We start from the raw sequence: 24,318 nt of genomic DNA, 5'->3' as shown, positions 1-24,318 counted from the left end.
ATCCCTTTAACGGCATTCTCCTGATGAAAAGCACTCATAAAAACCGGTTGGCGGTTTCAGCTCTGGTTATCCCTGCCTTACTGCCTGTCTGCGCCCTGGCGCAGGACAAGGATAGCGAACAGACCATGGTGGTCACGGCCAAACGCAGCGGCCTATCCGAACTGTCCACCCCGGCTGCCGTCAGCGTGGTGAATGGCGATCAAATCCGTGAGGCCAGGCCGCAGATCAACCTGTCGGAAAGTTTGGGCAGCGTGCCCGGCCTGCAAATTCAGAACCGCCAGAACTATGCGCAGGATCTGCAGCTTTCGGTGCGGGGCTTTGGCGCACGTTCAATGTATGGCGTGCGCGGCGTGCGTATTTATGTCGACGGTATCCCGGCCACCATGCCTGATGGTCAGGGCCAGACGTCGAACATTGACCTTAACTCGGTTGAAAAGGTGGAGGTGCTGCGCGGGCCGTTTTCTGCCCTCTACGGCAATGCGTCCGGCGGTATGGTGAATGTGGAAACCGAAACCGGCCAGCAACCTGCGCGTCTTGAAGCCAGTTCGTACTTTGGCAGTTACGGCACCTGGCGTTATGGCGTCAAGGCGACCGGGGCGACCGGCGACGGCACCCACGCCGGCGACGTTAACTACACTATTTCCGGCACCCGGTTTACGACTCAGGGCTTTCGCGATCACAGCGGTGCGCAGAAAAACCTTGGCAATGCCAAGCTGGGCGTACGTATCGACGACGTCAGCACCCTGACGTTGTTGTTCAACAGCGTCGATATTCACGCCAATGATCCAGGTGGCCTGACGAACGCGGAATGGCACGATAATCCGCGCCAGGCGCCGCGTGCCGACCAGTACAACACCCGTAAAAGCACTTCGCAGACCCAGGCCGGGTTGCACTATGAGCGCCAGATGGGGGCCGATGACGACCTGAGCATCATGATGTATGCCGGTGAGCGCGAAACCACCCAGTACCAGTCGATCCCGGTCGCGGTGCAGCAGCGTAGCGCCCAGCATCCTGGCGGGGTGATTGACCTGACGCGTCACTATCAGGGGATTGATACGCGCTGGACGCACCGCGGCGAGCTGGGCGTCCCCTATACCCTGACCGGCGGGTTGGACTATGAAACCATGACCGAGCAGCGTAAAGGCTATGAAAACTTTACCCAGGTTAACGGCGTAACCGAGTTGGGCACTCAGGGGGCGCTGCGCCGCAATGAGCGCAACCTGATGTGGAACCTGGATCCCTATCTGCAAAGTTCGTGGCAGTTGACGCAAAAACTGACGCTGGATGCTGGCATGCGTTATAGCACCGTCAATTTCGACTCCAACGACCACTACGTGACCGGCAGCAACGGCGATGACAGCGGTAACGCCAGCTACCATAAATGGCTGCCGGCCGGATCCTTGAACTATGCGGTAATGAGCGGCTGGAACCTGTATCTGTCCGCCGGACGCGGATTTGAAACACCGACCATTAACGAGCTGTCGTACCGCTCCGGCGATCAGGCCGGGCTTAACTTTGGTTTACAACCTTCGACCAGCGACACGGTGGAGTTGGGCAGTAAAACGCGCATTGGCAACGGCCTGCTGACCGCTGCGGTTTTCCAGACCGACACCCGTAACGAAATTGTGGTGGATGAAAGCAGTAACGGTCGCACCAGCTACAAAAACGCCGGGCAGACCCGCCGACGCGGGCTGGAATTGGCGCTGGACCAGCAGTTCGCTTATGACTGGCGAGTGCAGTTGGCTTGGACGCTGTTAGATGCGCGTTACCGCGAAGATGTGTGCGGCGATAGCCAGTGTTCAGAAGCCAATAAGGTGCCAAGCGGCAACCGCATGCCAGGCATAGCGCGCAATATGGGCTATGCCTCGTTGGCCTGGTCTCCGCCAGAAGGGTGGTATGCCGGTGCGGAGGTGCGTTACATGAGCGATATCGAAGTTAATGATGCCAACACTGAACAGGCTCCGGCCTATACCACCGTGGGCTTAAACACCGGCTATCGTTATCCAATGGGTAACTGGATGCTGAATGTTTTCGGTCGGGTGGATAACCTGTTTGACCGCCAGTACGTGGGGTCGGTAATCGTCAATGAAGGCAATGGCCGTTACTACGAACCGGCTCCGGGAAGAAACTGGGGCGGTGGGGTGAGCGTTTCTTATACCTTCGAGTAACCGCCAGGGAAGTTACCGGCGCAATCAATGAACGGCAGGGCGGGAGCTTTCCCGCCTTTTTTATTTATAAATCGACAGAGAAGTGCCGGTTTTTGTTTGTGCAAAATTTAATCAGGAAACCGAAATGTCATTCAAGGGTTTTAATCATAACGATATGATATTTATGTAAATAAAAATTACATTGAATGACGTAATCGGCGTGATATAGTGTTCTTGCGGCGCCTAAAAACAAAAAAGATTAAATTTTTTTACATTTTAGCAACGTGCGCGGTTTGAATGTCATTATACTGTAATCATCTGGCGGTAGTTTTCACAAGGTGCACAGCTTGAAGCTGTAAATAACACTGCGGGGATCGCTAATGGTAAAGTCCTTGGTTGGGCTAGAAAGAAAAAATAACAGACCTTCCCTGATGACTCGTTGTAACGAGGGCACTCTCTCCGACTCTCTTTTTCTGACCAGACCACACTCCCGTTATCACAAATTCTTGTCACTTTTTACTCTCGATTTAATTATGCAATCGCGTTGTCCCGTGAAAAATCGGCGTGCCGAAAAGCCCGTTGGATATTCACTTTTTCTATTGGCTATCGTCGGCTCAAAAGGGAGCCAAACCCGCATCTGTATGTGAAACATAATCGCACGGCCTGGCCGTTGCGGTAGGTGAAACAAACTGTAAGGTGCCACTATGAGACAAAAAGCAGTGATCAAAGCACGTCGTGAAGCGAAACGCGTTATTCGTCGTGACGCTCGTAGTCATCGCCAGCTTGAAGAAGAGTCCGTAACCTCGCTGGTACAAATGGGTGGTGTTGAGTCTATCGGCATGGCACGCGACAAGCGCGATAGCTCTCCCATCTTGGCGCGAACCGAAGCTCAGGGTCATTACTTAATAGCCATAGACAAGAAGCAGTTGATATTTGCCACCGGTGAAGCCGGCTGCGGCAAAACATTTATCAGCGCTGCGAAAGCGGCAGAAGCCCTTATACATAAAGAAGTGGATCGGATTATCGTTACTCGTCCGGTTCTGCAGGCGGATGAAGACCTCGGTTTCTTGCCTGGGGATATCTCTGAGAAATTCGCCCCTTATTTCCGTCCGGTGTATGACATTCTGGTGCGCCGTTTAGGATCGTCCTTTATGCAATACTGCCTGCGCCCGGAAATCGGCAAGGTGGAGATCGCGCCTTTCGCCTATATGCGCGGGCGTACTTTCGAAAATGCGGTGGTTATTCTGGATGAAGCCCAGAACGTTACCGCCAGCCAAATGAAGATGTTCCTGACCCGTCTGGGTGAGAACGTCACGGTTATCGTCAATGGTGACATCACCCAATGCGACCTGCCGCGCGGTGTGAAATCCGGCCTCAGCGATGCGATGGAGCGCTTCGAAGAGGATGAAATGATCGGTATCATCCGCTTTGATAAACAAGACTGCGTCCGCTCCGCCCTGTGCCAGCGTACGCTCAACGCCTACAGTTAACACCTGCCCGTTCACCAAAGGCCGCCTCGGCGGCCTTTTTCTTGCCTTGAATATCAGCGCTGCCGCAACATCAAAACCAGGGGTACTGGCTCATGACGCCGGCGTAAAACAGCATTCGGCCACCAATACATGCCGAGAGCAGGGTCAGCATCAGTGCACCCGCAACGCCAACGTTCAGTACCGGCCGTTGGTACAGATAGGCCGCCAACCCGCTGCCGGTAATCAGTGCGCCAAAAATAAGCCAGCCCATCAAACCCGAACCCAAAAGGGTGACGGCGCTGGCCAGCATTTTCCCTTGCTGGTTGAACCCGGAGCTGTACCCGAGGATCACGACCAACATCAGCATCACACCGCATAAAATGCCTGCCGGCATTGCGACGGGGAGCCACCGTTCGCGATCGTTTTGAGCCGCATTGAACACGCTGAGCCGCAGGCCAAGGGTGGTAAACCCCAGCAGCAGAGCCGTGGCGATGAAACCGAGGTGGGTTAGCGGCGTGTGCCACAGAGGGTGGCTCGCCATCTGGTAATAAACCTGTGCGGAAACCAGGATCGCGGCCACTCCCGTGCACGAAGTCAGCAGGCTAACCTGGCGAATCAGCCTGGGGTTAGAGTTAAAGCGAAACACCATGGCGGCCCAGCAAACGACCGCCACGTTCAGCAAGGAGAAGGCGGCGACTTCCCGGCTGAGCCAGGAATGACCGATGCCCAGAATGGCTCGATAGGCGCCGGTGGGGGAACCCAAATGCAGCAGCGACAGCACGGAGCCGAGGATATTGATTGCTACAATCCCTAACGCCAGCTGTCGCAGGACATTAAAGCGCTTTCCGTCGCTTAGCCAGCTTGGCTGCGCCAGAATCAATGCCGTGATGGCTACGATCGTGCCGACCGCCCACTGACAAAACACGGTAAAAAAAACCAAGGGAAGTTCATATTCAGACATGGGCTATTCCTTATCACCGGCGGGAATAATGACGACATTGGGCTGACTGATTCGATGGTCCGGCAGCGAGTAGCGGGTCTCGATACGCGTCAGGTCAGCGGAGTGGCGAGCGCGCAGTTCGTCAATATCGCCAAACTGCAGCACGCCGGCCGGGCAGGATGCGACGCAGCGGGGCAGCAGCCCTTCATCCAGGCGTTCAGCGCAAAGGTTGCACTTACTGGTTTTTCCTTCGACGGGATCAAACACCGGCGCATTATAAGGGCAAGCCATAATGCACATTCGGCAACCAATGCATTTGTCATGATCTTGCACGACAATGCCGTCAGGCCGCTTGCTGTAGGTATCCGCCGGGCATACCTTCATGCACTGCGGATCGTCGCAGTGGTTGCACGACATCGAGATAAACGCCATCGCGTTCGGGTCGTCAAAGTGAAATTCTCTGACCCGCCGCCACAACACGCCAGCCGGGGTGGCATTTTCAGACTTGCAGGCCATCGAGCAGGTTTTGCAGCCATAACAGCCGCGCATATCGACTAAAAATCCATATTGTCTGACCATGATTATGCCTCCGCCCGGACGTCAACCAGGGTGCTGTTACAGCAATGACCGTTGCCCAAAACTTCCGCATGGTCATTGGTGACGTGGCTGCTGCTGCCTCCTTGCTGTTCCCACCAGCCATTATCCAGGCACACCACGCCGCGTTTGATTTGACGCGTCACCACGGCCAATGCCCGGTGTTCTCCACGGTGATTGAAAGCAATGGCCCATTCGCCGTTCCTGATATGGCGGCTGGCAGCATCATCCGGGTGGATCATGATGTTAGGCTGATTGCGCTGCACCTCGAGGATCCATTCATTCATCCCGTGGCTGGAGTGGATGCTGCGGGCCAGCTTGCGTTGAACGGCCATTAAGGGGTATTGGCTCGCCAGTTCCGGGGAGCCTTTCGGCGACTCTTTCACCTGCATATAGGTCACAATCGGTGGGAAATCTTTCTTCTGCCACTCTTCGATAAAGAAGTGGGCCTTTTTGGTCGGCGTGCGGAAAATACCTTTTTCGAACGGGATCCAGGGCGTGGGCGCCGGTTTAATCGGCCCTTTACGCAGCTGTTCGATAGTGAGGCCGGTTCCGACCAGACAGTTTTCTATATAGTGCTCGATCGGCTGGTTAAACACCTCGCCGAAGCCGAAACGCTCCGCCAGTCGGGCAAAAATCCAGTAATCCGGTTTGGCCTCTGCCACCGGTTCTACCGCTTTTTCCATCAGTTGGACATAGTGGCTGCGAACGCCGGCCATCAGGCTGAGATCTTCAAAGATGGTGGTGACCGGCAACACCAGATCGGCATACAGCGTGGTGGAGCTCATCAGGTTATCGGCCACGACGACAAACGGCACCTTCTTCAGGGCCTTCTTCACCATATTGGTGTTGGGCAACTGGGTCAGCGCGCCCATGGTCATGATCCACCAAAAGTTAATCGGGTGAGGGCGATCGTTGACAATCCACTCGCCGGTTTTGGCGACCGGTATCGGCGGAATTTTTTGCACGTTGGGCGCCGGGGGCAGCGGCGGACTGAACTTCATCATTTGTTTGGCGCCGCCCGCGTCGCAGACTCCGCCACCGGCTTTGCCCATATTGCCGGTCAGCAGCGCCAGATAAAACTGGCTGGCCGCCACGTAGGTGCCGAATTCGGTACGCTGAGCGCCGGACATGTTCTGTACGATCATCGAAGGTGTATTGCTGGCATATTCACGCGCCAGGCGCAGCAGGGTGGCCGCCCGGATGTCGGTTTCCGCCTGCACTTTCTCGACGCTCCAGGGAGCCGACTCCTGACGGATCAGTTCAAATACCGTGGTATAAGCCGCATCGGCAGGCAATTCGACCTGGGTCAGCGCCGGGACGATGGCGGGTGTGTCATGGCGCACCAGACGGCGGCTTAGGGTGTCGTACACCAGATAGCTTTCTTTGTCCTGCGGATCTTCTCGCAGCTGTTTTTGCTGACGGTTCACCAGATAAACCGCCCCGGTGTGTTGCCGCAGGAAGTCAGCGTCGTAGCGCTGTTCATCAATGATGATTTTGATCATCCCCAATGCCAGGGCGGTGTCGGTGCCGGGCACGATAGGGATCCATTCATCGGCTTTGGCGGCGGTTTCGTTAAAGCGGGGATCGATCACCACCAGGCGCGCGCCTCTTTCCTGCGCCTTGAGGTACTCTTTGAAATAGGCCTGCATGGTCACGGCCGGATTATTGCCCCAGCACAGAATGTAGTGGCTGTCGGCAATAGTGTCGCGCATATCCGCATAGCGCAGGCCAAGCATCGGGATCATGGCGGCGGTCACCGCAGAACAGCATAAAGAACCGGAACGTTTTGTCGCCCCGCCGAGGTAATCAAAGAAAGCTTTCCCCATGTCGTTTTTAATGGAATCCATATTCCCGGCATGGCTTGAAATTAACAGGCCTTTATTACCGTGACTGGCAAGGGTATTACGAATATTAAGCTCAACCAGATCGAGAGCTTCATCCCAGGATATGGGTTTGAATTTCCCTTCACCTTTTTCCCCCACCCGAAGCAAAGGCGTTTTAACCCGCTGCTGGTGATAAACCCATTTGGTCCGGCTGATGCCGCGCAGGCAGCATTTGACGTTAAAATCTTTGCTGGCTTCTATTTTTTTGAGCTCCCCCTGATAGACATAAGCCGTTAAATTACAATGCAAACACTCCATCGCACAGGTTGAACGAAACGTCTGGTAGTCACTGAGTTTGAGACGCACGCGAGGGAGGGGTTTGCCCTTGTCCATTGCCATAGAAAATACGCAGGGCGATATGCTGGCCAGCCCAATCACGCCAAGACCTTTTAACAAGGTTCGGCGATTCATTCTGATATCAGATATATTTTTCATGATGTATTCCGTACGTATTATTTGTTTTTATTATTGTTTGTTTGCTTGCCTTGGGATGAATCAGGCTCCCTGAGTTAATCATGGTTGAATTGCCGCACACTGATCAAAATCAAATTAGTCATTTATTATTCTGGAGTGAATAACGGATGTCGTTAATAACCCATGCCTGAAATACCCGCTTATTTTTTTAATCAAAGGCTCTCGTATCTAACCCGGAAGATGACCACAGTCACCGGCTTTGGGCGCAAACCAAGAGATCGACCAATGGCCAGCGGTAACGCCGGCTTGTTTAGCCTTTGTGTAAACTATTGTGGTTTTTTGTATAGATTTTTGTTGGTTTAGCGTTAATGCTTAGGGGTGTTCCAGACAGGCGCAGCGGCTTATTCGCCTAAAGGAAATATCTGGGGTGCACGCCGGATGGGCGTGCAAGGTATTGGGATCTTCAATGCGGTTCAATCATGAAATACATTATTTTACTCCTATTTATTTTATGCGTTGTGTATGTCCATTATCGTGGGCGGGTGCGTTACACCTTCTGGCGACAACTCTCCGATCATTCCACATTTACCGCTCCGCTGAACGTTTTCATGTATCTGTTTTCACGCGTGCCGACCACGCCCTATCTGCAGCCGGAGCAATTCCCGGAATTGCAGGCACTGCGGGATAACTGGCAAAGCATTCGCGATGAAGGCCGGCAGTTGATGGCGATCCAGCAGATTAAAGCCTCGGATCAATTTAATGACGCCGGTTTCAATTCGTTCTTCAAAACCGGCTGGAAGCGTTTCTATTTGAAATGGTATGAAGACAACCACCCGTCGGCGATGAACCTGTGTCCGCAGACTACCGCACTGTTGCGCAGTCTGCCTTCGGTGAAGGCGGCGATGTTTGCCGAACTGCCGGATGGCAGCCGCCTGCCACGCCACCGCGATCCCTATGCTGGTTCACTGCGTTACCATTTGGGGCTGATCACACCGAATGACGACCGTTGCTTTATCGAAGTGGACGGCGAACGCTACAGCTGGCGCGATGGTGAGGCGGTGATGTTCGACGAAACCTACCTGCATTACGCCGAAAACCAGAGTGGGCAGAACCGGTTGATTCTGTTTTGCGATATTGAGCGGCCGATGCGTTTTCGTTGGGCACAGGGCATTAACCACTGGCTGGGGCGCAACCTGATGAGCGCGGCCACCGCACCCAATGAAGAGGGCGATCGCACCGGTGGCGTCAACAAGTTGTTCAAGTATATCTATGCGGTACGCAAAGTGGGGAAACGGCTGAAGGCGTGGAATCGAACAGGGTACTACATCATTAAATGGATTTTGTTTGGCGGTATCGCGGCGGGTATCTTTTTCGCCCTGTAAAGAGGGAGGGCGCTGTGAAAGCGCCCTCCAGCTAATCAGGCAAAAATGGTCATCATGTAGGCGGCAAACAGCGCCAGGTGCGCGGTGCCGTTCAGCACGTTGGTTCTGCCGGTAGAGAACGACAGCTGGCACAGCAGCAACACGGTCAGCATCACGACGATATGCGGCGTCTGCAGGCCGAAGATCAGCGTTTGCCCGGTCAGGGTGGCGATGATGGTTACCGCCGGCACCGTCAGGGAGATGGTGGCCAGTACCGAGCCGAAGAACAGGTTCATCGCACGCTGAACCTGATTGTTCAACACCGCACGCAATGCCCCCAGGCCTTCTGGCGACAGGATCAACAGCGCGACCAGGAAGCCGGTAAACTGCGCAGGGGCATTCACCTTGGTCAGCAAACCTTCCAACGGGTTGGCGTTGAACTTGGTCACGGCGATCACCGCAATCAAATGCACCACCAGCCAGCCGGCATGCCAGGCACTGCTGTGCGAAGAAGGCTTGCCGTGGTGCGGGTCACCGTCGTCATCTTCGTGCTCGTAGACAAACAGGCTTTGGTGGGTTTTGGTCTGGATCACCAGGAACACGCCGTACATGGCGGCGGAAATCACCGCGACCAGCAGCGCCTGCCCGGTGCTGAAGTTGCCGCCCGGCAGCGCACTTGGGAACACCAGTACGATCACTGCCAGCGGGAAAATCGCCATCAGATACTGTTTAATGCCGCCCAGATTGACGTATTGGGTGGCGAATTTGCGACCGCCCAGCAATAAGGCGAAGCCCACCAGACCGGCGCTGACAATCATAATGATGGAGTAAAGCGTGTCGCGCATCAGTGCCGGTGCGGCGTCGCCGGTGGCCATCAGCGCAGAAATCAGGCTCACTTCCAGGATCACTACCGACAGGCTGAGGATCAGCGAGCCATAGGGTTCACCCAGACGGTGAGCCAGCACGTCGGCGTGGCGCACAACGCTGAACGCGCTGCTGAGAATACCGACCAGGGCAATGATGTTAATGCCGACGATCAGCGAGAAATTGCTGGTACTGCCCCACAGGTTCAACACCACCAGGGCGGCGATGGGGAAAAGCAGTGAGTACTCAGTGTGGCGGGATTTGGATCGGCCAGGATCGTTTTGCGACTTCATTTCGATGGTACTCCTTCTCAAACAGCGTGGTCCCGTCATCGCTGACTGCCGTTAAGGGCAATTATGCGCATCCAGAATGTATTTATAATTTAATAATAATAGGATACACCGGCTGGCGTGTGCCGGGGAATGATGTGATGTTGTTTTACTTGCAAAAGCAAATGCTTGCTTTGTGTGACTAGGTTAACAAAAAAACCGCATCGGATGCGGTTTTATTTACTTACTTTTACGTAGTGAAATGAATTTTCTTCACTAACGGCACATAAATTGCAGTTTGTAACTGCATTGCTTGATTAATAAGGGGGAAATCCCCCTTTAGTCATCAATATTATCCATGATTTCATGCCGTTTATTATGATAACCCTCTTCGTTTAGCCCCTCACGCCAGTAAGGGACAGCATAAAGCTGATTACGGTCACATTGGCGCTCGCGGCGCAGGTAACGGCGCAGATCTACCACCAAACGATCTTCCCCGGCCAGCCAATACTGAATTTCTGCCTGTGGCAACGGCAATGAACAAAATTGCGTCACCAACTCGGCGGTTTTTTCGGTGCCGCCGATAATCCAGCTCAGTTCGAAGCCTGCCGGTTTTTTCAGATCGATAACGTCAGCCGCAGTGTCGACGCGGATAAAGGCATGGCCTTCGCTGCGCGCAGGTAAGCCTTCCAGCAAGGCCGCCAGCGCGGGCAAAGAGGAAGGATCGCCGGCCAGGCAGTAGAAATCGGCCTCTGGCAGCATAGGTTTAGGGCCGCCGGGGTTGCTGATGCCGATTTTATCGCCTGCTTTTGCCGAGCGCGCAAAGTTAACCGCCGGGCCGCTGTGATCGTGAATGGCGAATTCAATGTCGATTTCCGCCAACTCTGGACGTACTGCGCGAATCGAATAGGTGCGGACAATCGGGCGTACCGCATCGGCCGCCCAGCGAGGGCCATTTTCGGTCAGCGTCGGCAGGTCCGGCTGCGTCTGGCCTTCAAGCGGCAGGAAAACCTTGATGTGCGCGGCGGCGGCGTTTGCCGGGTAATAACGCAGGTCAGGGGCGGTGAAGGTGATGCGGCGCAGGTGCGGGGTAACATCGCGAATCGCGCTGACAGCAATCAGGTAGGGTGCGCGTGAGCGTGGGGCTTCGGTAGTCACGGGGTTCTCCTTATGTTCGTTTGGCGAGGAGTATAACATGCCATGTGATAATGAGAATTGTTTGCTAATTGAGACGGCGGTGAAGCAAAGCTACCGCAAAGGTGACGACGACCGCTGGCACAAAAAGTAAGGTTCCCCCGGCGCTTTTGTGCGTCGGGAAATCATGAAATCCGCTCCTATGCTCAGGCAATTAATATTATTGCTGCTGAGTACAAATACTTTTTCACTTTTAAGCTCTTTTGAAACTTGATTGCTTACTGAGAAAAGAATAAGGTCATTATTATCGCGGGCAGGTTATTGTATTAATATAAATCCGCACTTAATAAATAAGACTGAACAGTGGCGAGGGAGTAAGGGCAATCCTATTCCCGGGAGGTTGTTAAGGTGTTAACGCGAGATTTTCTGCAAAATGCGGATTGCAAAACTGCATTCGGCACCATTGAGGAGTCGCTGTTACTGACATCAGAGCAGCGGGCGGCCTCGTTGGATTGTACTTTATCCCGTCGGCCGGATAACAGCCCGGTGTGGGTCTTCGGCTACGGTTCACTGATGTGGAACCCGGTGTTTGAATCCGAAGAGGTGCGGCCGGCCACGCTGCAAGGCTGGCACCGCGCCTTCTGTTTGCGGCTTACCGCCGGTCGCGGTACCTTGCACCAGCCGGGGCGGATGCTGGCGCTGAAAGAGGGCGGCCATACCACCGGCCTGGCGTTTCGCCTGCCGGAAGCCAAGCTGCGCGAAGAGCTGGAACTGCTGTGGAAACGCGAAATGGTCACCGGCTGTTATTTGCCGACCTGGTGCGATCTCACATTGGCAGACGGCGAAGTGGTGACCGCGCTGGTGTTTGTCATGAACCCGCAGCACCCGCTGTTTGAAGAAGATACCAGCCATCAGGTGATAGCCCCGTTGATCGCCAGCGCCAGCGGGCCGCTGGGGACAAACGCTCAGTACCTGTTCTCGCTGGATAATGAGCTGAAAAATCACGGCATGCAGGACGACTGCATTGGCGATTTGGTCAGCTACGTGCAGCAATGGCTGCAGCAGAATACCTCCGGCCCTATCGGCGGAGAAGCCACCGCCTGATCCCGCTCATATGACGCTTTCGAAAGGCTCAGCTTGCTGAGCCTTTTTTGTTTATATATCTAATGCCTATATTTAATAACTTTATTTAGCATAAGCATTTAATCCACATTTTAAAAGTGGATATCTATGTTGTTAATTTTAAAGCTATTCGATAATTTAAGATTAAAAAACAGCTAATTTGCAACGTTGAAAAATTCACTTAGCATGAAAATGCATAACTAAAGGTTATTTCTTATTTGTCCCCTTACGTCAGACTCCGTATCACTGATGTTAACAATTTAGTTCGACAGGGGGGAGTGGATGAACTTTCAACAATTAAAAATTATTCGGGAATCGGCGCGTTGCAACTACAACCTGACCGAGGTGGCCAATACTTTATTTACCTCGCAGTCTGGGGTCAGTCGCCATATTCGGGAACTGGAAGAAGAGCTGGGCATTGAGATATTTATCCGCCGCGGCAAGCGTTTATTGGGCATGACCGAACCGGGAAAAGAGCTGTTGGTGGTGGCGGAGCGCATCCTGAATGATGCCAATAATATCCGTCGACTGGCGGATGTGTTCAGCAGCAACGACACCGGCCAGCTGCATATTGCGACCACCCATACGCAGGCGCGCTACAGCCTGCCGGGGGTGATCAAGGAGTTTCGTGCACTGTACCCGCGGGTAAGGGTAGTGCTGAACCAGGGCAGCCCCGAAGAAATCGTCGCGATGCTGGCCTCCGGCGAAGCCGATATCGGCATTGCCAGTGAACAGCTGATGAGCGATGAATCTCTTGCGGCGTTCCCTTACTACCGCTGGCATCACACCATCCTGGTGCCGGAAGGACACGAACTGACCCGGCAACCGCAGGTGACGCTGGAAATGCTCAGTACCTTGCCGCTGATAACCTATCGCCAGGGCATTACCGGCCGCTCGCGGCTGGATAGCGCCTTCAAAGCCGCCGGGCTGACGCCGGACATTGCCTTAAGCGCGCAGGATTCCGACGTAATAAAAACCTATGTCGAGCTGGGGTTGGGGGTCGGCGTACTGGCGGACATGTCGTATGAGAAAGAGCGCGATCATGGGCTGGTCAGCCTTAACGCCGAGCATCTGTTCGAACCCAATACCGTGTGGTTAGGCTTGAAACGCAGTCAGTTACAACGTAACTATGCCTGGCAGTTTATCCAGCTTTGCAACCCGACGCTGTCACTGACGGAAATCAAAGACAAAGTGTTCTCTTCACAGCTGGAAACGGTGATCGATTACCAGATTTGATCGGCATGTGAAAATAACGGGCCGGGCTTGCTGCCCGGCATTTGACGATGCTAGAGCTGTTTTCTCAACAGTCTTCTGACCATACGACGTTTACTTTTTTGCACTGGACCAATGAGTTCTAAAATGGGGATTTCTTCTGGGGACGGAGGGTTCGCCATTTGCCAGTGGAGATGTTGTTTCAAAATTTCGATCGCAATTTCTTTTTCTTCTTGAATAGTTAGCGTTGGGTCGTTCAGGTCCTTGTCCTTCATGTTGCTCTCCTTTTTGAACATTATTTGTACACACCTTATCACGTAGGGATTTAACGCTGAATATTTTTAGGGCGAAGTATGTATTCTCTCAACGCGATGAAATCCGTTATGCAATTCATGGTGCCGGGCACCACGCTGAATGACGCATGGCGGGTATAAAGCTCGAGTAGCCGATTGTTTAGGACGTTACCGATCAGTATGTCGGGAAGCGTTGTAGATATCAGCCCTTGCGCGTGCAGATTCACGCCATAAAAATAGAGGGTGTGTAGGCAGTGTTGCAGCATATTGCCGCTGAGCGGATGTTTAGCCACACGTCTTGTAAAGCTCTCTAATGCGACCAGTTCGATGACGTTATTCACTCGATGGTAGTAACACAGGCAAAAGCCGATACGCGTCAACGGCGCAGCAATCCATCTGAAAACAAAAATAAAGCTTCCTGGTTTGAGCGCTGCACTGCCATAAAATCTCAGTAGTGAGCGCCAGTTGAGAGAATGACCGTTTTTTCTGCCTTTTTGCCAGCGACGATCTTGTTCAGTCAAGAGGCTAATGAAAAGCCCCGATTGGACCAGCACGGTATTCATATCTTCAAGCGTTTGCTGCACCGCCCGATGATATGCATTTTGATCGCCATCCGCTGGCGTGTTCACTTCCATTTGATAGTCCCCCCGTAGCAATGAGTCGCACACTAATTGCTGGTAAGGAACGGCACAAAATGTTGTTTACTCTAATGAGCAGCGCTACGCATAAAAGTGTCATTGGTGTTCAGGATTGTCCCGGCGATTGCGCAACCCATCGCAGAACCTCGCCTGCTTAATAATCAAAATCTCAGCTATAGACAGAAAAAGAATATCTATAGTTATTTAAGTACCTTCGCCTGCCGAGAGCTCTCACATACACTCGCGAAATTACTATAAATTCCATCCGCTTGGAGAGTTTTGATGAAAGCGTTCGTTCCCTCTTTGGTGTTTTTGGCCGTGGCGGCCAGTTTCAACGCACAGGCAGCAACCCCGGCGAACACGTTGGTGATTGCCCAGTCCATCGATGACGTGGTCAGTTTTGATCCGGCCCAGGGTTTCGAGTTAACCACGGTGCAGTCATTCAACAGCCTCTACCAGCGGCTGATCCAGTCCGATCCCAAAAATCCTATCGAACTCAAACCGACGCTGGCCAGCGAATGGCAGGCGGGCAGCGATAACCGCAGCCTGACCTTCACTCTGCGACCGGACGCCAAATTTTCCAGCGGTAATCCGCTGCGCCCGGAAGACGTGATTTTCTCGCTGTCGCGGGTAGTGAAACTGAATCTGGAACCCTCGTTTATCCTCACCCAGTTGGGCTGGGACGCCAAGAACGTCGACCAGCACCTGACCAAGGTGGATGACCGGCGGGTCAAAATAAGCTGGAGCGAAAACGTCAGCCCGGCCTTTGTGCTTAGCCTGCTTTCGGCGCCGGTGTCTTCTATTGTCGATGCCAAAGAAGCCTTGTCCCATCAGCAAGGGGATGACCTGGGTCACCAATGGCTGAACAGCCATTCCGCCGGCAGCGGCCCGTATAAAATCCGTACCTATGTGCCGCACGAAGTGGTGGTGCTCGACGCCAACCCGGGGTCACCGGAAGGCGCCCCTACGTTGAAGACCATTTTGATCAAAAACGTACCCGATCCGGCAGCCCGCCGTTTGCTGATCGAACAGGGTGATGCCGACATCGCGCGTAACCTGGGAGCGGATCAGATGGCGGCGCTGAAAGGCAAGCCGGGCGTCAAGCCGTTGGCCATCCCTTACGCCTCACTTTATTTCCTGCAGTTCAACGCCAAGGCGTCACCAGCGCTAGGCAATCCGGCGTTCTGGGAAGCCGCGCGCTGGTTGTTCGACTATAAAGGCATTGCTGACGATCTGCTGAAGGGCCAGTTCCAGACCCATCAGGCGTTTCTGCCGGAAGGTTACCTGGGCGCGCTGAAAGACCGCCCATACAGTTTTAACCCGCAGAAGGCCAAAGAGATCCTGGCGAAGGCCGGCCTGACCAACGTCAGCTTCAAGCTGGACGTCAACAATCAGCCGCCGTACCTGGATATCGCACAGGCATTGCAAGCCAGCTTTGCGCAGGGCGGGGTGAAGGTGGAACTGGTGCCGGGCCTCAGCGCGCAGGTTTCCACCAAGGTGAAATCCCTGAACTATGACGCGACCCTGACCTCCTGGGGGCCGGATTATTTTGACCCGAACACCAACGCCGCCGCCTTTGCTTATAACCCGGAGGACGGCAGCAAAACGCTGGCCTGGCGCGCCAACTGGCAGATCCCTGCGCTGAGCAAGCTGACGTTGGCGGCCACGGCGGAAAACGACACCGCCAAACGGGTCGCGGATTATCAGCAGCTGCAGCAGGCCGTTCAGCAAAGCTCGCCGTTTGTCATCGGCCTGCAGGCACGCAGCCTGATTGCGGTGCGTGACAACCTGAAAGGCTACGAGCAGGGCATCAACCCTGACATGGTGTTCTACAGCAAGGTCAGCAAGTAATGATAAGCCGTACCACTTCCGCCGGGTTCGCCCGGCACAGTTGGCGTTGGGGACGCAGGTTGTTGACCGGCTTGCTGTCATTGGCGCTGACGCTGCTTGGGCTGCTGCTGTTCACCTTTATGCTCTCGCATCTGGCGCCGATCGACCCCACTTTGCAGATCGCTGGCGATCACGCCAGCGAAGCCACCTATGCACAGGTGCGTCACGATCTGGGGCTGGATCAACCGTTGCCGGTGCAGTTCTGGCGCTATCTGGTGCACCTGGCGCACGGAGATATGGGGATCTCACGCATTACCGCGCAGCCGGTGCTGAGCGATCTGCTGCGTACCTTCCCGGCCACGGTGGAACTGGCGACCTGCGCCATTATCCTCGGTGCGTTCGGCGGCATTACGCTGGCCTTTCTGGCGGTGATCAAACCGGGCAGTTGGCTGGATAACGCCGCGCGCCTGCTGTCGCTGATCGGGTATTCGGTGCCGATTTTCTGGCTCAGTCTGCTGGGGCTGCTGCTGTTTTACGCCACGCTGCACTGGTCGGCGGGGCCGGGGCGGCTGGACGATATCTACCTTTACAGCATGGAGCCGCGCAGCGGATTTGTTCTGATCGACACCTGGCTGTCCGGCGATCGTGACATGTTCTACAACGCCATCAGTCACCTGTGGTTGCCGGTCGTGGCGTTGGCGCTGTTGTCGATGGCGGGCATCACCCGCTTGCTGCGTGCGGCGATGCTGGAAGAGTGCAATAAAGAGTACGTCACCCTGGCGCGATCCAAAGGGGCCAGCCGTACGCGTATTTTGGTGCGTCACGTGTTTCCCAACGTGCTCGGCACGCTGATCACCGTTCTGTCCCTGTCCTATGCCAGCCTGCTGGAAGGCGCGGTGCTGACCGAGACGGTGTTTGCCTGGCCGGGCGTGGGGCGTTACCTGACCACTGCGCTGTTTGCCGCCGATACCCCGGCCATTCTTGGCGCCACCTTGCTGATTGGCACCTGCTTTGTGGTATTGAACGCGCTGGCCGATACGCTGACCTATTTAGTGGACCCGCGAACCCGATGAGCCAATATCTTTCTGAACATGAACCCCAAAGCGAACCTGCGGTCGGCTATCGCCCACGCGGCAAGCTGACCACGCTGACGCTGGGGGCGACGCTGGTGGCTGTCCTGATCCTGACCGCGCTGTTGGCCCCCTGGCTGGCCCCTTTCGACCCTAACTTGCAACACATCGAACTGCGCCTGTTACCACCGTCCTCCGGGCATTGGCTGGGGACCGACGGCTTTGGCCGCGACCTGTTGTCGCGCGTGATTTACGGTGCACGGCCAACGTTGATCCTGGTGTCGTTGATCTTGCTGCTGACCATTCCGATTGGGCTGCTGGTGGGCATCAGCGCCGGTTATCTCGGCGGCTGGGTCGAGCGTATTCTGATGCGCGTGACCGATATTTTCCTCTCATTGCCGAGCCTGGTGATTGCGCTGGCATTTGTCGCGGTATTGGGCCCGGGGCTGATGAACGGCGCACTGGCGCTGGCCCTGACCAGCTGGCCGGCTTTCGCCCGGCAAGCCCGGGCGGAAACGCTGGCGCTGCGCCGCAGTGACTATCTGGCGGCGGCGCGCATGCAGGGTATCGGTGGGCTGCGATTGATGGCCGGGCACATTTTACCCCTGTGCCTGCCAAGCGCAGTGGTGCGTGCGGCGCTGAGCTTGGGCGGCATTATTCTTTCCGCCGCGGGATTGGGCTTTCTCGGCATGGGCGTGGCCCCGCCGACCGCAGAGTGGGGCTCGATGGTGGCCGAGGGCAGCAAAGTGATTTTTGATCAATGGTGGGTCGCCGCTGCACCGGGCGGCGCTATTTTGTTCGCCAGCCTGGCCTTTAACCTGCTGGGCGATGGCCTGCGTGACAAAATGGATCCTCGTCATGGACATTGATAACCCATTATTGACCGTCGAACGCCTGTCGGTGCTGTTACCGGCTTCGCCGCCGTTGGTGAAAGGCATCTCTTTCAGCATGGGGCAGGAGCGGCTGGCGCTGGTGGGCGAGTCCGGTTCCGGCAAATCCCTGACAGCCCGGGCCCTGATGGGGCTGTTGCCGCCGCCGTTGCAGGTGCAGGCACAGCGTTTGACGCTGGGCGATGACGATCTGACGCGCTTGAACGAGCGCCAGTGGAACCGGCTGCGGGGGAACAAGGTGGCCATGGTGATGCAGGATCCCAAGCACGCGCTGAATCCGACCCAGCCGATAGGGCGCCAGGTAGAGGAGCCGCTGCTGTTGCATACCCGCCTGGGGCGCGCCGAGCGGCGGGAGAAGGTGCTGGACATGCTGGCAGCGGTTGGCTTGCCCGATCCGCAGACGCTGAGTCAGCGTTACCCCCATCAGCTGTCCGGCGGCATGGGGCAGCGAGTGATGCTGGCCATCGCATTGATCAACGATCCGCAGCTGTTGATTGCCGACGAACCGACTTCGGCGCTGGATCACCAGATGCGCGATCAGGTTTTGCAACTGATCGAAAATCTGGTGCAGCAACGTAATATGGGCCTGATTTTGATCAGTCACGATTTACAGCAGGTGGCGCATTACTGCGAACGGGTGCTGGTGATGTACAAGGGCGAACTGTTGGATCAACTGCCTGCCGATCGTTTGGCCTCCGCGACCCATCCTTACACGCGCACGCTATGGTCATGTCGGCCAAGCCGCGAGACTCACGGCAAAACCTTGCCGGTACTGGATCGCGCACTGCTGGAGTCACTGAAATGAGCCTGATTACCCTGGACAACCTCAGCGTCAGCCACCGCCAGGGCTATGAGATACGCACCGTGGTGCATGATGTCAATCTGCACATCGAACCGGGCGAGTGCTTCGGCCTGGTTGGCCCGTCCGGCTGCGGCAAGTCATCGCTGCTGTGGGTGTTGGCCGGGCTGAATGAAAGCTGGAGCGGCGGTTTTCAGCTGCTGGGCCGTGATTTGCAGCCGGGCCGTCCTTTTACCGGTGCTCTGCGGCGTGAGGTACAGATGGTATTTCAGGATCCCTATGCCTCGTTACATCCCAAGCACCGATTGCTGCGTACGCTGGCAGAACCCCTAAAGTTGCTGAAAGAGGGCCATATCGAGCAGAAAATCAGCGACGGTTTTCGCCAGGTGGGGCTGGATCCCAAACTATTGGATCGCTATCCGCACCAGCTTTCCGGCGGGCAACGTCAGCGGGTGGCGATAGTGCGGGCGCTGTTGCTGAAACCAAAGCTGTTGTTGCTGGATGAGCCGACTTCGGCGCTGGACATGTCGGTGCAGGCGGAAATCCTCAACCTGTTGAACGAACTGAAGCAGGCGGGCGATCTGACGATGATCCTGGTCAGCCATGATGCCGACGTGATTGACCACATGTGCGATCGTTCGGTGGCGATGGCGCATGGCCGATTGGTGAGCTGAAATCAGCCCGCCGTTCATCCGGCGGGCATATTCATCTGAGTAATAAATAAAGCAATTTATAGTGGTTCTTCTACTAAGTTGCTGCCCCTACACTCGCCAAATAACGCATCCGCGTGATTCTGGAGAGTGCATCAATGAAACGGCTAATCCCAACGTTATTGTTCAGTGCCCTGGCGGCGAGCTTCGGTGCGCAGGCTGCCACCCCGAAAGACACGCTGGTGGTGGTCAGTTCCCTGGAAGGCATCATCAGTCTTGATCCCGCCGAAAGCTTTGAAACCGTCAGTTCGGCCAACCTGGTCAACCTGTATCAGCGCCTGCTGACACCGGATCGCACTACGCCGGAAAAGCTGGCACCGGAGCTGGCCAGCGGCTGGCAAACGGGGGCGGACGGCCACAGTTTGATATTTACCCTGAAGGCCAACCAGCGTTTCGCCTCCGGCAATCCGGTACGCCCGGAGGATGTGATCTTCTCGCTGGTGCGGGCGGTGAAACTGAACAAGGCGCCGTCGTTTATTCTCGGTGAGTTCGGCTGGACGCCGGAAAACGTCGAGAGCCAGTTGAAAAAACTGAGCGATAACCAGGTGCAACTGAGTTGGTCGGCCAATATCGGCAGTGGGCTGGCGCTGCGGCTGTTAACCGCGCCGGTGGCGTCGATAGTTGATGAAAAGCTGCTCAGCGAGCACGGTCAGCAGGGGGACTTTGGCAATGCCTGGCTGCGTTCGAACTCTGCCGGTGCCGGCGCTTATCGAGTCAGCAACTATGTGCCACATGAGGCGCTGCTGTTTAGCCGCAACGACTACGCTCAGCCGCAGGCCAAACTGAAAACGGTGCTGCTGAAAAACGTCAGCGACGCCGGTACCCGCCGTTTATTGCTGCTGAAAGGGGACGCTGACGTGGCTTATGATCTGGGGGCCGATCAGTTCAACTCGCTGCGTAACGAAAAAGGCATCAGGATCGAGCAGCGCGATTCGTCCAAAGTCTATTACCTGGGGTTCAATACCGGCAGCAAGCAGGTGCCGGCTTTGAGTAACCCGGCCTTGTGGCAGGCGGCACGCTGGCTGGTGGATTACCAGACGATTGCCGACAACCTGCTGAAGGGGCAGTATCGCGTTCACCAGGCATTCCTGCCGCAGGGGCTGGATGGCGCCCTCGACAGCCAGCCTTTCAAGCTCGACGTCGCCAAGGCCAAACAGATTTTGCATGACGCGGGTATCGCCGAAGGAACGCGTATTGATCTGATCGTCATCAACCAGCCGCCGTATACCGATATCGCCCAGGCGCTGCAGGCCAGCTTTGCCAAGGCCGGCCTGCAGTTGGATATTCATCCGGTGGTGGAGAGCGATCTGTGGGGCAAAATGCGCGGCCGCGATTTCCAGGCCATCTTCACTTACTGGGGGGCCGACTATCTGGATCCGAACACCAACGCCAGCGCCTTTGCCTACAACGTGCCGAATGGGCCGAAAACCCTGGCCTGGCGCACCCAGTGGAACATCCCTGCCTTGAGTGCGGAAACCCGTGCGGCGGCGGCGGAAGGGGACGCCGCAACCCGCGCTGCGCGTTATGTCACGTTGCAGCGTGAACTGCAGGCCAGTTCCCCCTACGTCGTGGCGTTGCAGGGGCAAACCCTGGTAGCGCTGCGCGACAACGTTAAAGACGCGCATGTGGATATCGCCAACAGCATGCTGTATCTGGATCGCGTGAGTAAGTAACCCGCCTCGGCACGGCTTTTGCAGGACTGGGTTATTTATCTCGCTCAGGGGATCCTGTCATGAGTCGTAATCACGCTTTCCCTCCCAGTGCCGGCGATTTCTTGCTGGCCTCAAAACGCTGTGAAATTGCCGTGCTGCAGCAATTGTTGCAGATGGGGAAATTGGTTGGCCGGATCAGCCAGCTAATCCACGTGCTTCAGAGAGAGCGCGGCACTATCAATATTTACCTGTGTTCGCAAGGGACGCTGTTCGGCGAGCGGTTGGTCGGTCGCGCTCAGGACGTGGAGCAGGCCGAGCTGGCGGTACAGCGGTTGTTGGTGCAGTTGGATGACAACAGTGCGCCGTTGGTCAGCGCCAGCCGTCTGTTCAGCCGTATTGCCTGCGCGCTGTATAGCCTCACTGCCTTACCCAAGCTTCGCCGTCAGGTCCAGCAACGAGAGATGCCGCAGCCTGTGGCCATGAGCACGTTCAATGACATTATTAGCAGCCTGTTGGCGCTGGTGTTCGAAGCGGCGGATGCCTGTGTTGAGCCAACCACTGCGCGTGCGCTGCTTGCCATGTTCAGCTTTATGCAGGGCAAGGAGTTGGCCGGGCAAGAGCGGGCAATTGGATCGGCCGGTTTTGCCGCCAGGCGTTTTGACGAGGCGACCCATCAGCAACTGTTGATGCTGATAGAGGGGCAGGAGCGATGTTTTCATACTTTCATCGAGTTTGCCGATCAACCTTCACGAGACCGGTGGCAACGCATGCAACAGCAGGATGACCGCGAGTTTGAGCGCTTGCGCCGCATCGCCTGCACCCAAGGGCAATTGAGCGAGCGCGCTGACAGCAGCCTGCGTTGGTTCGAGATAACCAGTGCGCGAATCGATCTGATGAAACACATTGAGGACCGCCTGGAGGAAGCGCTGATGACCAGTTGTCGCCATAGCCTGGCTCAGGCCCAGCGTGCACTGGTGACGGATTGTGCCGGAAATGTGCCGCAACAGACGAAAGAAAGTTACGCGGTTTTTGTCGCGTCCCCCTTGGGCGATACATCGCCGTTGGTGGGAGAGGGCATCAACCCGCGCCTGGGCCGCTCAATGCTGGAGTTGATTCAGCAGCAGTCGCAACGGCTGCAGGTACTGTCGGAAGAGTTGGCAACGGCACGCGCAACGCTGCACGAACGCAAACAGATCGAGCGCGCCAAAGGGTTACTGATGCAGCATCGTGGTCTGACGGAGGCGGAGGCTCATCGCCAGTTGCTTAACATGGCAATGAATCAAAACCGGCGGTTGATTGACATCGCCAGCGCTATGCTGGCAGTCGCGGATATCTTGCCGCCGGCAAGCGGTACCCCCTAAGGAGTATATGCACACAGTCAGTGCAGTTTCTGCCTTGAGATTGTGCAGACAAGCCGGTGTACCCGTTGCCTTTCAAGCGGTGTGCGCAAACTCCAGCCACCGTAGGGGGCGAATATATTCGCTCCGATAAATGCGAGCGCAGCATGCAGCGCCCCTGTCTGGCCTGGGGATCAGCGAACCGGGTATCTGGCTACCACTCGAAATTCATAGGGTACAAATGGGTGGGATTAAAATTATAGAAATGGCATGCAAGCTGCATTAGATAAAACGTAACGCGGCCAATGGCGGTCGGGTTGCCAACAAATTTTTGGATAAAGGCGTCCTTTCAGCATGTTCACCCCAACGGTGGAATGTGCTGATGGGACGCCTTTTTTATTTTATCGCCTGATTGAAGGACTTGCTGATGACGCACACCAAACCCGCTGGGCTTAGCCTGACGCGCCGCCGTTTTTTGGTCGGCAGCGCGGCGCTGGGAGGCAGCATGCTGTTGCCCGGCCTGATGAACGCAGCCTGGGCGGCAGGCTCTGACGCACCGGAGAAAAAAGAGATCCGGGTGGGTTTTATTCCTCTGACCGACTGCGCTTCGGTGGTGATGGCGGCGGTGAAACAGTTTGATCAGAAATACGGCATCAAAATCATCCCCAGCAAGGAGGCCAGTTGGGCCGCGGTGCGCGACAAATTGCTGTCCGGCGAGCTGGATGCCGCCCACGTGCTGTACGGCATGGTTTATGGCCTGCAGTTGGGCGTCGCCGGGCCGCAGCATGATATGGCGGTACTGATGACGCTCAACAACAACGGCCAGGCGATCACGCTCTCCAACCAGTTGAAACAGGCCGGCGTCACCGATGCGACAGTCTTGAAAAAAACCGTCGATGCCGGCGCCAAGGGCACCTACACCTTTGCCCAGACATTCCCGACCGGTACTCACGCCATGTGGCTGTATTACTGGCTGGCGAACGCCGGCATTCACCCGTTTGACGACGTACGCAACGTGGTGGTGCCGCCGCCGCAAATGGTGATGAACATGAAGATCGGCAACATGAGCGGTTTCTGCGTGGGCGAGCCCTGGAACCAACGAGCAATTACCGAAAACGTGGGTTTTACCGCAATCACCACTCAGGAAATCTGGCCCGACCATCCGGAGAAAGTGTTGGGTACCACCGGCAACTGGGTGGCCGCCAATCCGAACAGCGCCCGCGCACTGACTGCTGCAGTGCTGGATGCCGCGCGTTGGATCGACAGTTCGGATGCCAATCGCCTGGAAACTGCCCAAACCGTGGCGGGGCGCGCCTACATCAATACCAAACCGGAGATCATTACCGGTCGCATGCTCGGCCAATATCAGAACGGCCTGGGCAAGACCTGGCAGGACACGCATGCGATGCGCTTTTTCCACGACGGTGAGGTGAGCTTCCCCTACCTGTCCGACGGCATGTGGTTCCTGACTCAGCATCGCCGCTGGGGGCTGCTGAATACTGATCCGGACTATCTGGCCGTCGCGCAACGCATCAACCGTACCGACATCTACAAACAGGCCGCTGCCGCGGTGGGCGGGGTCAACCTGCCCAGCGGCAATATGCGCACCAGCACGTTGTTTGACGGTAAGCGTTGGGACGGCAGCAATCCGGCGGAGTACGCCAGCAGTTTTTCTTTAAAGCGTTGA

Annotated in this window: 20 protein-coding genes; 13 read left to right on the top strand and 7 right to left on the bottom strand. The window is 55.9% G+C overall.

The features are described 5' to 3' along the window. Window positions 1–23 precede the first annotated feature (23 nt). A complete protein-coding gene (gene pqqU / locus LQ945_RS03765; RefSeq protein ID WP_044552023.1) occupies window positions 24–2,168 on the top strand; it encodes a TonB-dependent receptor PqqU in 2,145 nt (714 codons plus the stop codon). 683 nt (window positions 2,169–2,851) lie between these two features. Further along, the gene (gene phoH / locus LQ945_RS03760; RefSeq protein WP_020827477.1) at window positions 2,852–3,637 is read left to right on the top strand and encodes a phosphate starvation-inducible protein PhoH; all 786 of its coding nucleotides are present in this window, start codon (window positions 2,852–2,854) and stop codon (window positions 3,635–3,637) included. A gap of 70 nt (window positions 3,638–3,707) precedes the next feature. On the opposite strand, the gene LQ945_RS03755 is transcribed toward phoH, so the two are convergent. Genes LQ945_RS03755 through LQ945_RS03745 form a run of 3 tightly spaced genes read right to left on the bottom strand, consistent with a single transcriptional unit; the run spans window position 3,708 to window position 7,471 of the window. Continuing rightward, the gene (locus LQ945_RS03755) at window positions 3,708–4,577 is read right to left on the bottom strand and encodes a dimethyl sulfoxide reductase anchor subunit family protein (RefSeq protein ID WP_270102291.1); all 870 of its coding nucleotides are present in this window, start codon (window positions 4,575–4,577) and stop codon (window positions 3,708–3,710) included. A 3-nt stretch (window positions 4,578–4,580) separates the two neighbouring features. Then, the gene (locus tag LQ945_RS03750; RefSeq protein WP_262240523.1) at window positions 4,581–5,135 is read right to left on the bottom strand and encodes a 4Fe-4S dicluster domain-containing protein; all 555 of its coding nucleotides are present in this window, start codon (window positions 5,133–5,135) and stop codon (window positions 4,581–4,583) included. Between the two features lie 2 nt (window positions 5,136–5,137). After that, a complete protein-coding gene (locus tag LQ945_RS03745; protein WP_270102290.1) occupies window positions 5,138–7,471 on the bottom strand; it encodes a molybdopterin-containing oxidoreductase family protein in 2,334 nt (777 codons plus the stop codon). 458 nt (window positions 7,472–7,929) lie between these two features. Here LQ945_RS03745 and lpxO point away from each other — a divergent pair, with 458 nt between their 5' ends. Continuing rightward, a complete protein-coding gene (gene lpxO, locus LQ945_RS03740; RefSeq protein ID WP_044552019.1) occupies window positions 7,930–8,832 on the top strand; it encodes a lipid A hydroxylase LpxO in 903 nt (300 codons plus the stop codon). A gap of 35 nt (window positions 8,833–8,867) precedes the next feature. Here lpxO and chaA read toward each other — a convergent pair whose 3' ends face one another. Both chaA and LQ945_RS03730 read right to left on the bottom strand, forming a co-directional pair. Then, the gene (gene chaA / locus LQ945_RS03735) at window positions 8,868–9,968 is read right to left on the bottom strand and encodes a sodium-potassium/proton antiporter ChaA (RefSeq protein ID WP_044552018.1); all 1,101 of its coding nucleotides are present in this window, start codon (window positions 9,966–9,968) and stop codon (window positions 8,868–8,870) included. Window positions 9,969–10,283: 315 nt separating this feature from the next. Continuing rightward, complete coding sequence (locus LQ945_RS03730) at window positions 10,284–11,102, bottom strand: siderophore-interacting protein (RefSeq protein WP_270102289.1); 819 nt, start codon at window positions 11,100–11,102, stop codon at window positions 10,284–10,286. A gap of 384 nt (window positions 11,103–11,486) precedes the next feature. On the opposite strand from LQ945_RS03730, the gene LQ945_RS03725 reads away from it, so the two are divergent. Together LQ945_RS03725 and cbl are read left to right on the top strand one after the other, a co-directional pair. Then, window positions 11,487–12,182 carry a gamma-glutamylcyclotransferase gene (locus LQ945_RS03725; protein WP_020827469.1) on the top strand — a complete coding sequence of 232 codons (696 nt, stop codon included), beginning with the start codon at window positions 11,487–11,489 and terminating at the stop codon, window positions 12,180–12,182. Between the two features lie 300 nt (window positions 12,183–12,482). Beyond that, on the top strand, window positions 12,483–13,436 hold the full coding sequence (gene cbl, locus LQ945_RS03720; protein WP_270102288.1) for an HTH-type transcriptional regulator Cbl: 954 nt from the start codon (window positions 12,483–12,485) through the stop codon (window positions 13,434–13,436). Window positions 13,437–13,486: 50 nt separating this feature from the next. Here cbl and LQ945_RS03715 read toward each other — a convergent pair whose 3' ends face one another. Continuing rightward, window positions 13,487–13,687: a hypothetical protein gene (locus tag LQ945_RS03715; RefSeq protein ID WP_270102287.1), complete on the bottom strand. Its 201-nt coding sequence runs from the start codon at window positions 13,685–13,687 to the stop codon at window positions 13,487–13,489. A gap of 50 nt (window positions 13,688–13,737) precedes the next feature. Next, window positions 13,738–14,340, bottom strand: a complete 603-nt coding sequence (locus LQ945_RS03710) for a hypothetical protein (protein ID WP_270102286.1) — start codon at window positions 14,338–14,340, stop codon at window positions 13,738–13,740. Between the two features lie 285 nt (window positions 14,341–14,625). Here LQ945_RS03710 and LQ945_RS03705 point away from each other — a divergent pair, with 285 nt between their 5' ends. From LQ945_RS03705 to LQ945_RS03670, 8 genes are all read left to right on the top strand, one after another. Beyond that, entirely contained in the window at window positions 14,626–16,194 is a 1,569-nt protein-coding gene (locus LQ945_RS03705) for an ABC transporter substrate-binding protein (protein ID WP_182821861.1), read from the top strand. Then, window positions 16,194–17,246, top strand: coding sequence for an ABC transporter permease (locus LQ945_RS03700; protein WP_270102285.1), 1,053 nt, complete (start codon window positions 16,194–16,196; stop codon window positions 17,244–17,246). Before LQ945_RS03705 ends, LQ945_RS03700 begins: the two co-directional genes overlap by 1 nt. Continuing rightward, window positions 17,243–18,112 carry an ABC transporter permease gene (locus LQ945_RS03695; protein ID WP_044552012.1) on the top strand — a complete coding sequence of 290 codons (870 nt, stop codon included), beginning with the start codon at window positions 17,243–17,245 and terminating at the stop codon, window positions 18,110–18,112. Before LQ945_RS03700 ends, LQ945_RS03695 begins: the two co-directional genes overlap by 4 nt. Next, window positions 18,102–18,938 carry an ABC transporter ATP-binding protein gene (locus LQ945_RS03690; RefSeq protein WP_182821864.1) on the top strand — a complete coding sequence of 279 codons (837 nt, stop codon included), beginning with the start codon at window positions 18,102–18,104 and terminating at the stop codon, window positions 18,936–18,938. The genes LQ945_RS03695 and LQ945_RS03690 overlap by 11 nt, the downstream gene beginning before the upstream one ends. After that, entirely contained in the window at window positions 18,935–19,606 is a 672-nt protein-coding gene (locus LQ945_RS03685; protein ID WP_270102284.1) for an ABC transporter ATP-binding protein, read from the top strand. Before LQ945_RS03690 ends, LQ945_RS03685 begins: the two co-directional genes overlap by 4 nt. Window positions 19,607–19,740: 134 nt before the next feature. Continuing rightward, window positions 19,741–21,315 carry an ABC transporter substrate-binding protein gene (locus tag LQ945_RS03680; protein WP_270102283.1) on the top strand — a complete coding sequence of 525 codons (1,575 nt, stop codon included), beginning with the start codon at window positions 19,741–19,743 and terminating at the stop codon, window positions 21,313–21,315. A 59-nt stretch (window positions 21,316–21,374) separates the two neighbouring features. Continuing rightward, window positions 21,375–22,655 (top strand): nitrate regulatory protein, encoded by a 1,281-nt coding sequence (locus LQ945_RS03675; RefSeq protein WP_270102282.1) that lies wholly within the window; start codon window positions 21,375–21,377, stop codon window positions 22,653–22,655. 403 nt (window positions 22,656–23,058) lie between these two features. Further along, window positions 23,059–24,318 (top strand): CmpA/NrtA family ABC transporter substrate-binding protein, encoded by a 1,260-nt coding sequence (locus LQ945_RS03670; RefSeq protein ID WP_270102281.1) that lies wholly within the window; start codon window positions 23,059–23,061, stop codon window positions 24,316–24,318.

The sequence above is a fragment of the Serratia liquefaciens genome, assembly GCF_027594825.1.
GTDB lineage: Bacteria > Pseudomonadota > Gammaproteobacteria > Enterobacterales > Enterobacteriaceae > Serratia > Serratia liquefaciens_A.
This window is presented reverse-complemented; position numbering and strand designations above follow the sequence as displayed.

Excerpts from the sequence above, each read along its gene's own strand:
- pqqU (WP_044552023.1), top strand. The coding sequence starts at position 24 with ATGAAAAGCACTCATAAAAACCGGTTGGCGGTTTCAGCTCTGGTTATC.
- phoH (WP_020827477.1), top strand. The coding sequence starts at position 2,852 with ATGAGACAAAAAGCAGTGATCAAAGCACGTCGTGAAGCGAAACGCGTT.
- LQ945_RS03755 (WP_270102291.1), bottom strand. The coding sequence starts at position 4,577 with ATGTCTGAATATGAACTTCCCTTGGTTTTTTTTACCGTGTTTTGTCAG.
- LQ945_RS03750 (WP_262240523.1), bottom strand. The coding sequence starts at position 5,135 with ATGGTCAGACAATATGGATTTTTAGTCGATATGCGCGGCTGTTATGGC.
- LQ945_RS03745 (WP_270102290.1), bottom strand. The coding sequence starts at position 7,471 with ATGAAAAATATATCTGATATCAGAATGAATCGCCGAACCTTGTTAAAA.
- lpxO (WP_044552019.1), top strand. The coding sequence starts at position 7,930 with ATGAAATACATTATTTTACTCCTATTTATTTTATGCGTTGTGTATGTC.
- chaA (WP_044552018.1), bottom strand. The coding sequence starts at position 9,968 with ATGAAGTCGCAAAACGATCCTGGCCGATCCAAATCCCGCCACACTGAG.
- cbl (WP_270102288.1), top strand. The coding sequence starts at position 12,483 with ATGAACTTTCAACAATTAAAAATTATTCGGGAATCGGCGCGTTGCAAC.
- LQ945_RS03715 (WP_270102287.1), bottom strand. The coding sequence starts at position 13,687 with ATGAAGGACAAGGACCTGAACGACCCAACGCTAACTATTCAAGAAGAA.
- LQ945_RS03710 (WP_270102286.1), bottom strand. The coding sequence starts at position 14,340 with ATGGAAGTGAACACGCCAGCGGATGGCGATCAAAATGCATATCATCGG.
- LQ945_RS03705 (WP_182821861.1), top strand. The coding sequence starts at position 14,626 with ATGAAAGCGTTCGTTCCCTCTTTGGTGTTTTTGGCCGTGGCGGCCAGT.
- LQ945_RS03700 (WP_270102285.1), top strand. The coding sequence starts at position 16,194 with ATGATAAGCCGTACCACTTCCGCCGGGTTCGCCCGGCACAGTTGGCGT.
- LQ945_RS03695 (WP_044552012.1), top strand. The coding sequence starts at position 17,243 with ATGAGCCAATATCTTTCTGAACATGAACCCCAAAGCGAACCTGCGGTC.
- LQ945_RS03690 (WP_182821864.1), top strand. The coding sequence starts at position 18,102 with ATGGACATTGATAACCCATTATTGACCGTCGAACGCCTGTCGGTGCTG.
- LQ945_RS03685 (WP_270102284.1), top strand. The coding sequence starts at position 18,935 with ATGAGCCTGATTACCCTGGACAACCTCAGCGTCAGCCACCGCCAGGGC.
- LQ945_RS03680 (WP_270102283.1), top strand. The coding sequence starts at position 19,741 with ATGAAACGGCTAATCCCAACGTTATTGTTCAGTGCCCTGGCGGCGAGC.
- LQ945_RS03675 (WP_270102282.1), top strand. The coding sequence starts at position 21,375 with ATGAGTCGTAATCACGCTTTCCCTCCCAGTGCCGGCGATTTCTTGCTG.
- LQ945_RS03670 (WP_270102281.1), top strand. The coding sequence starts at position 23,059 with ATGACGCACACCAAACCCGCTGGGCTTAGCCTGACGCGCCGCCGTTTT.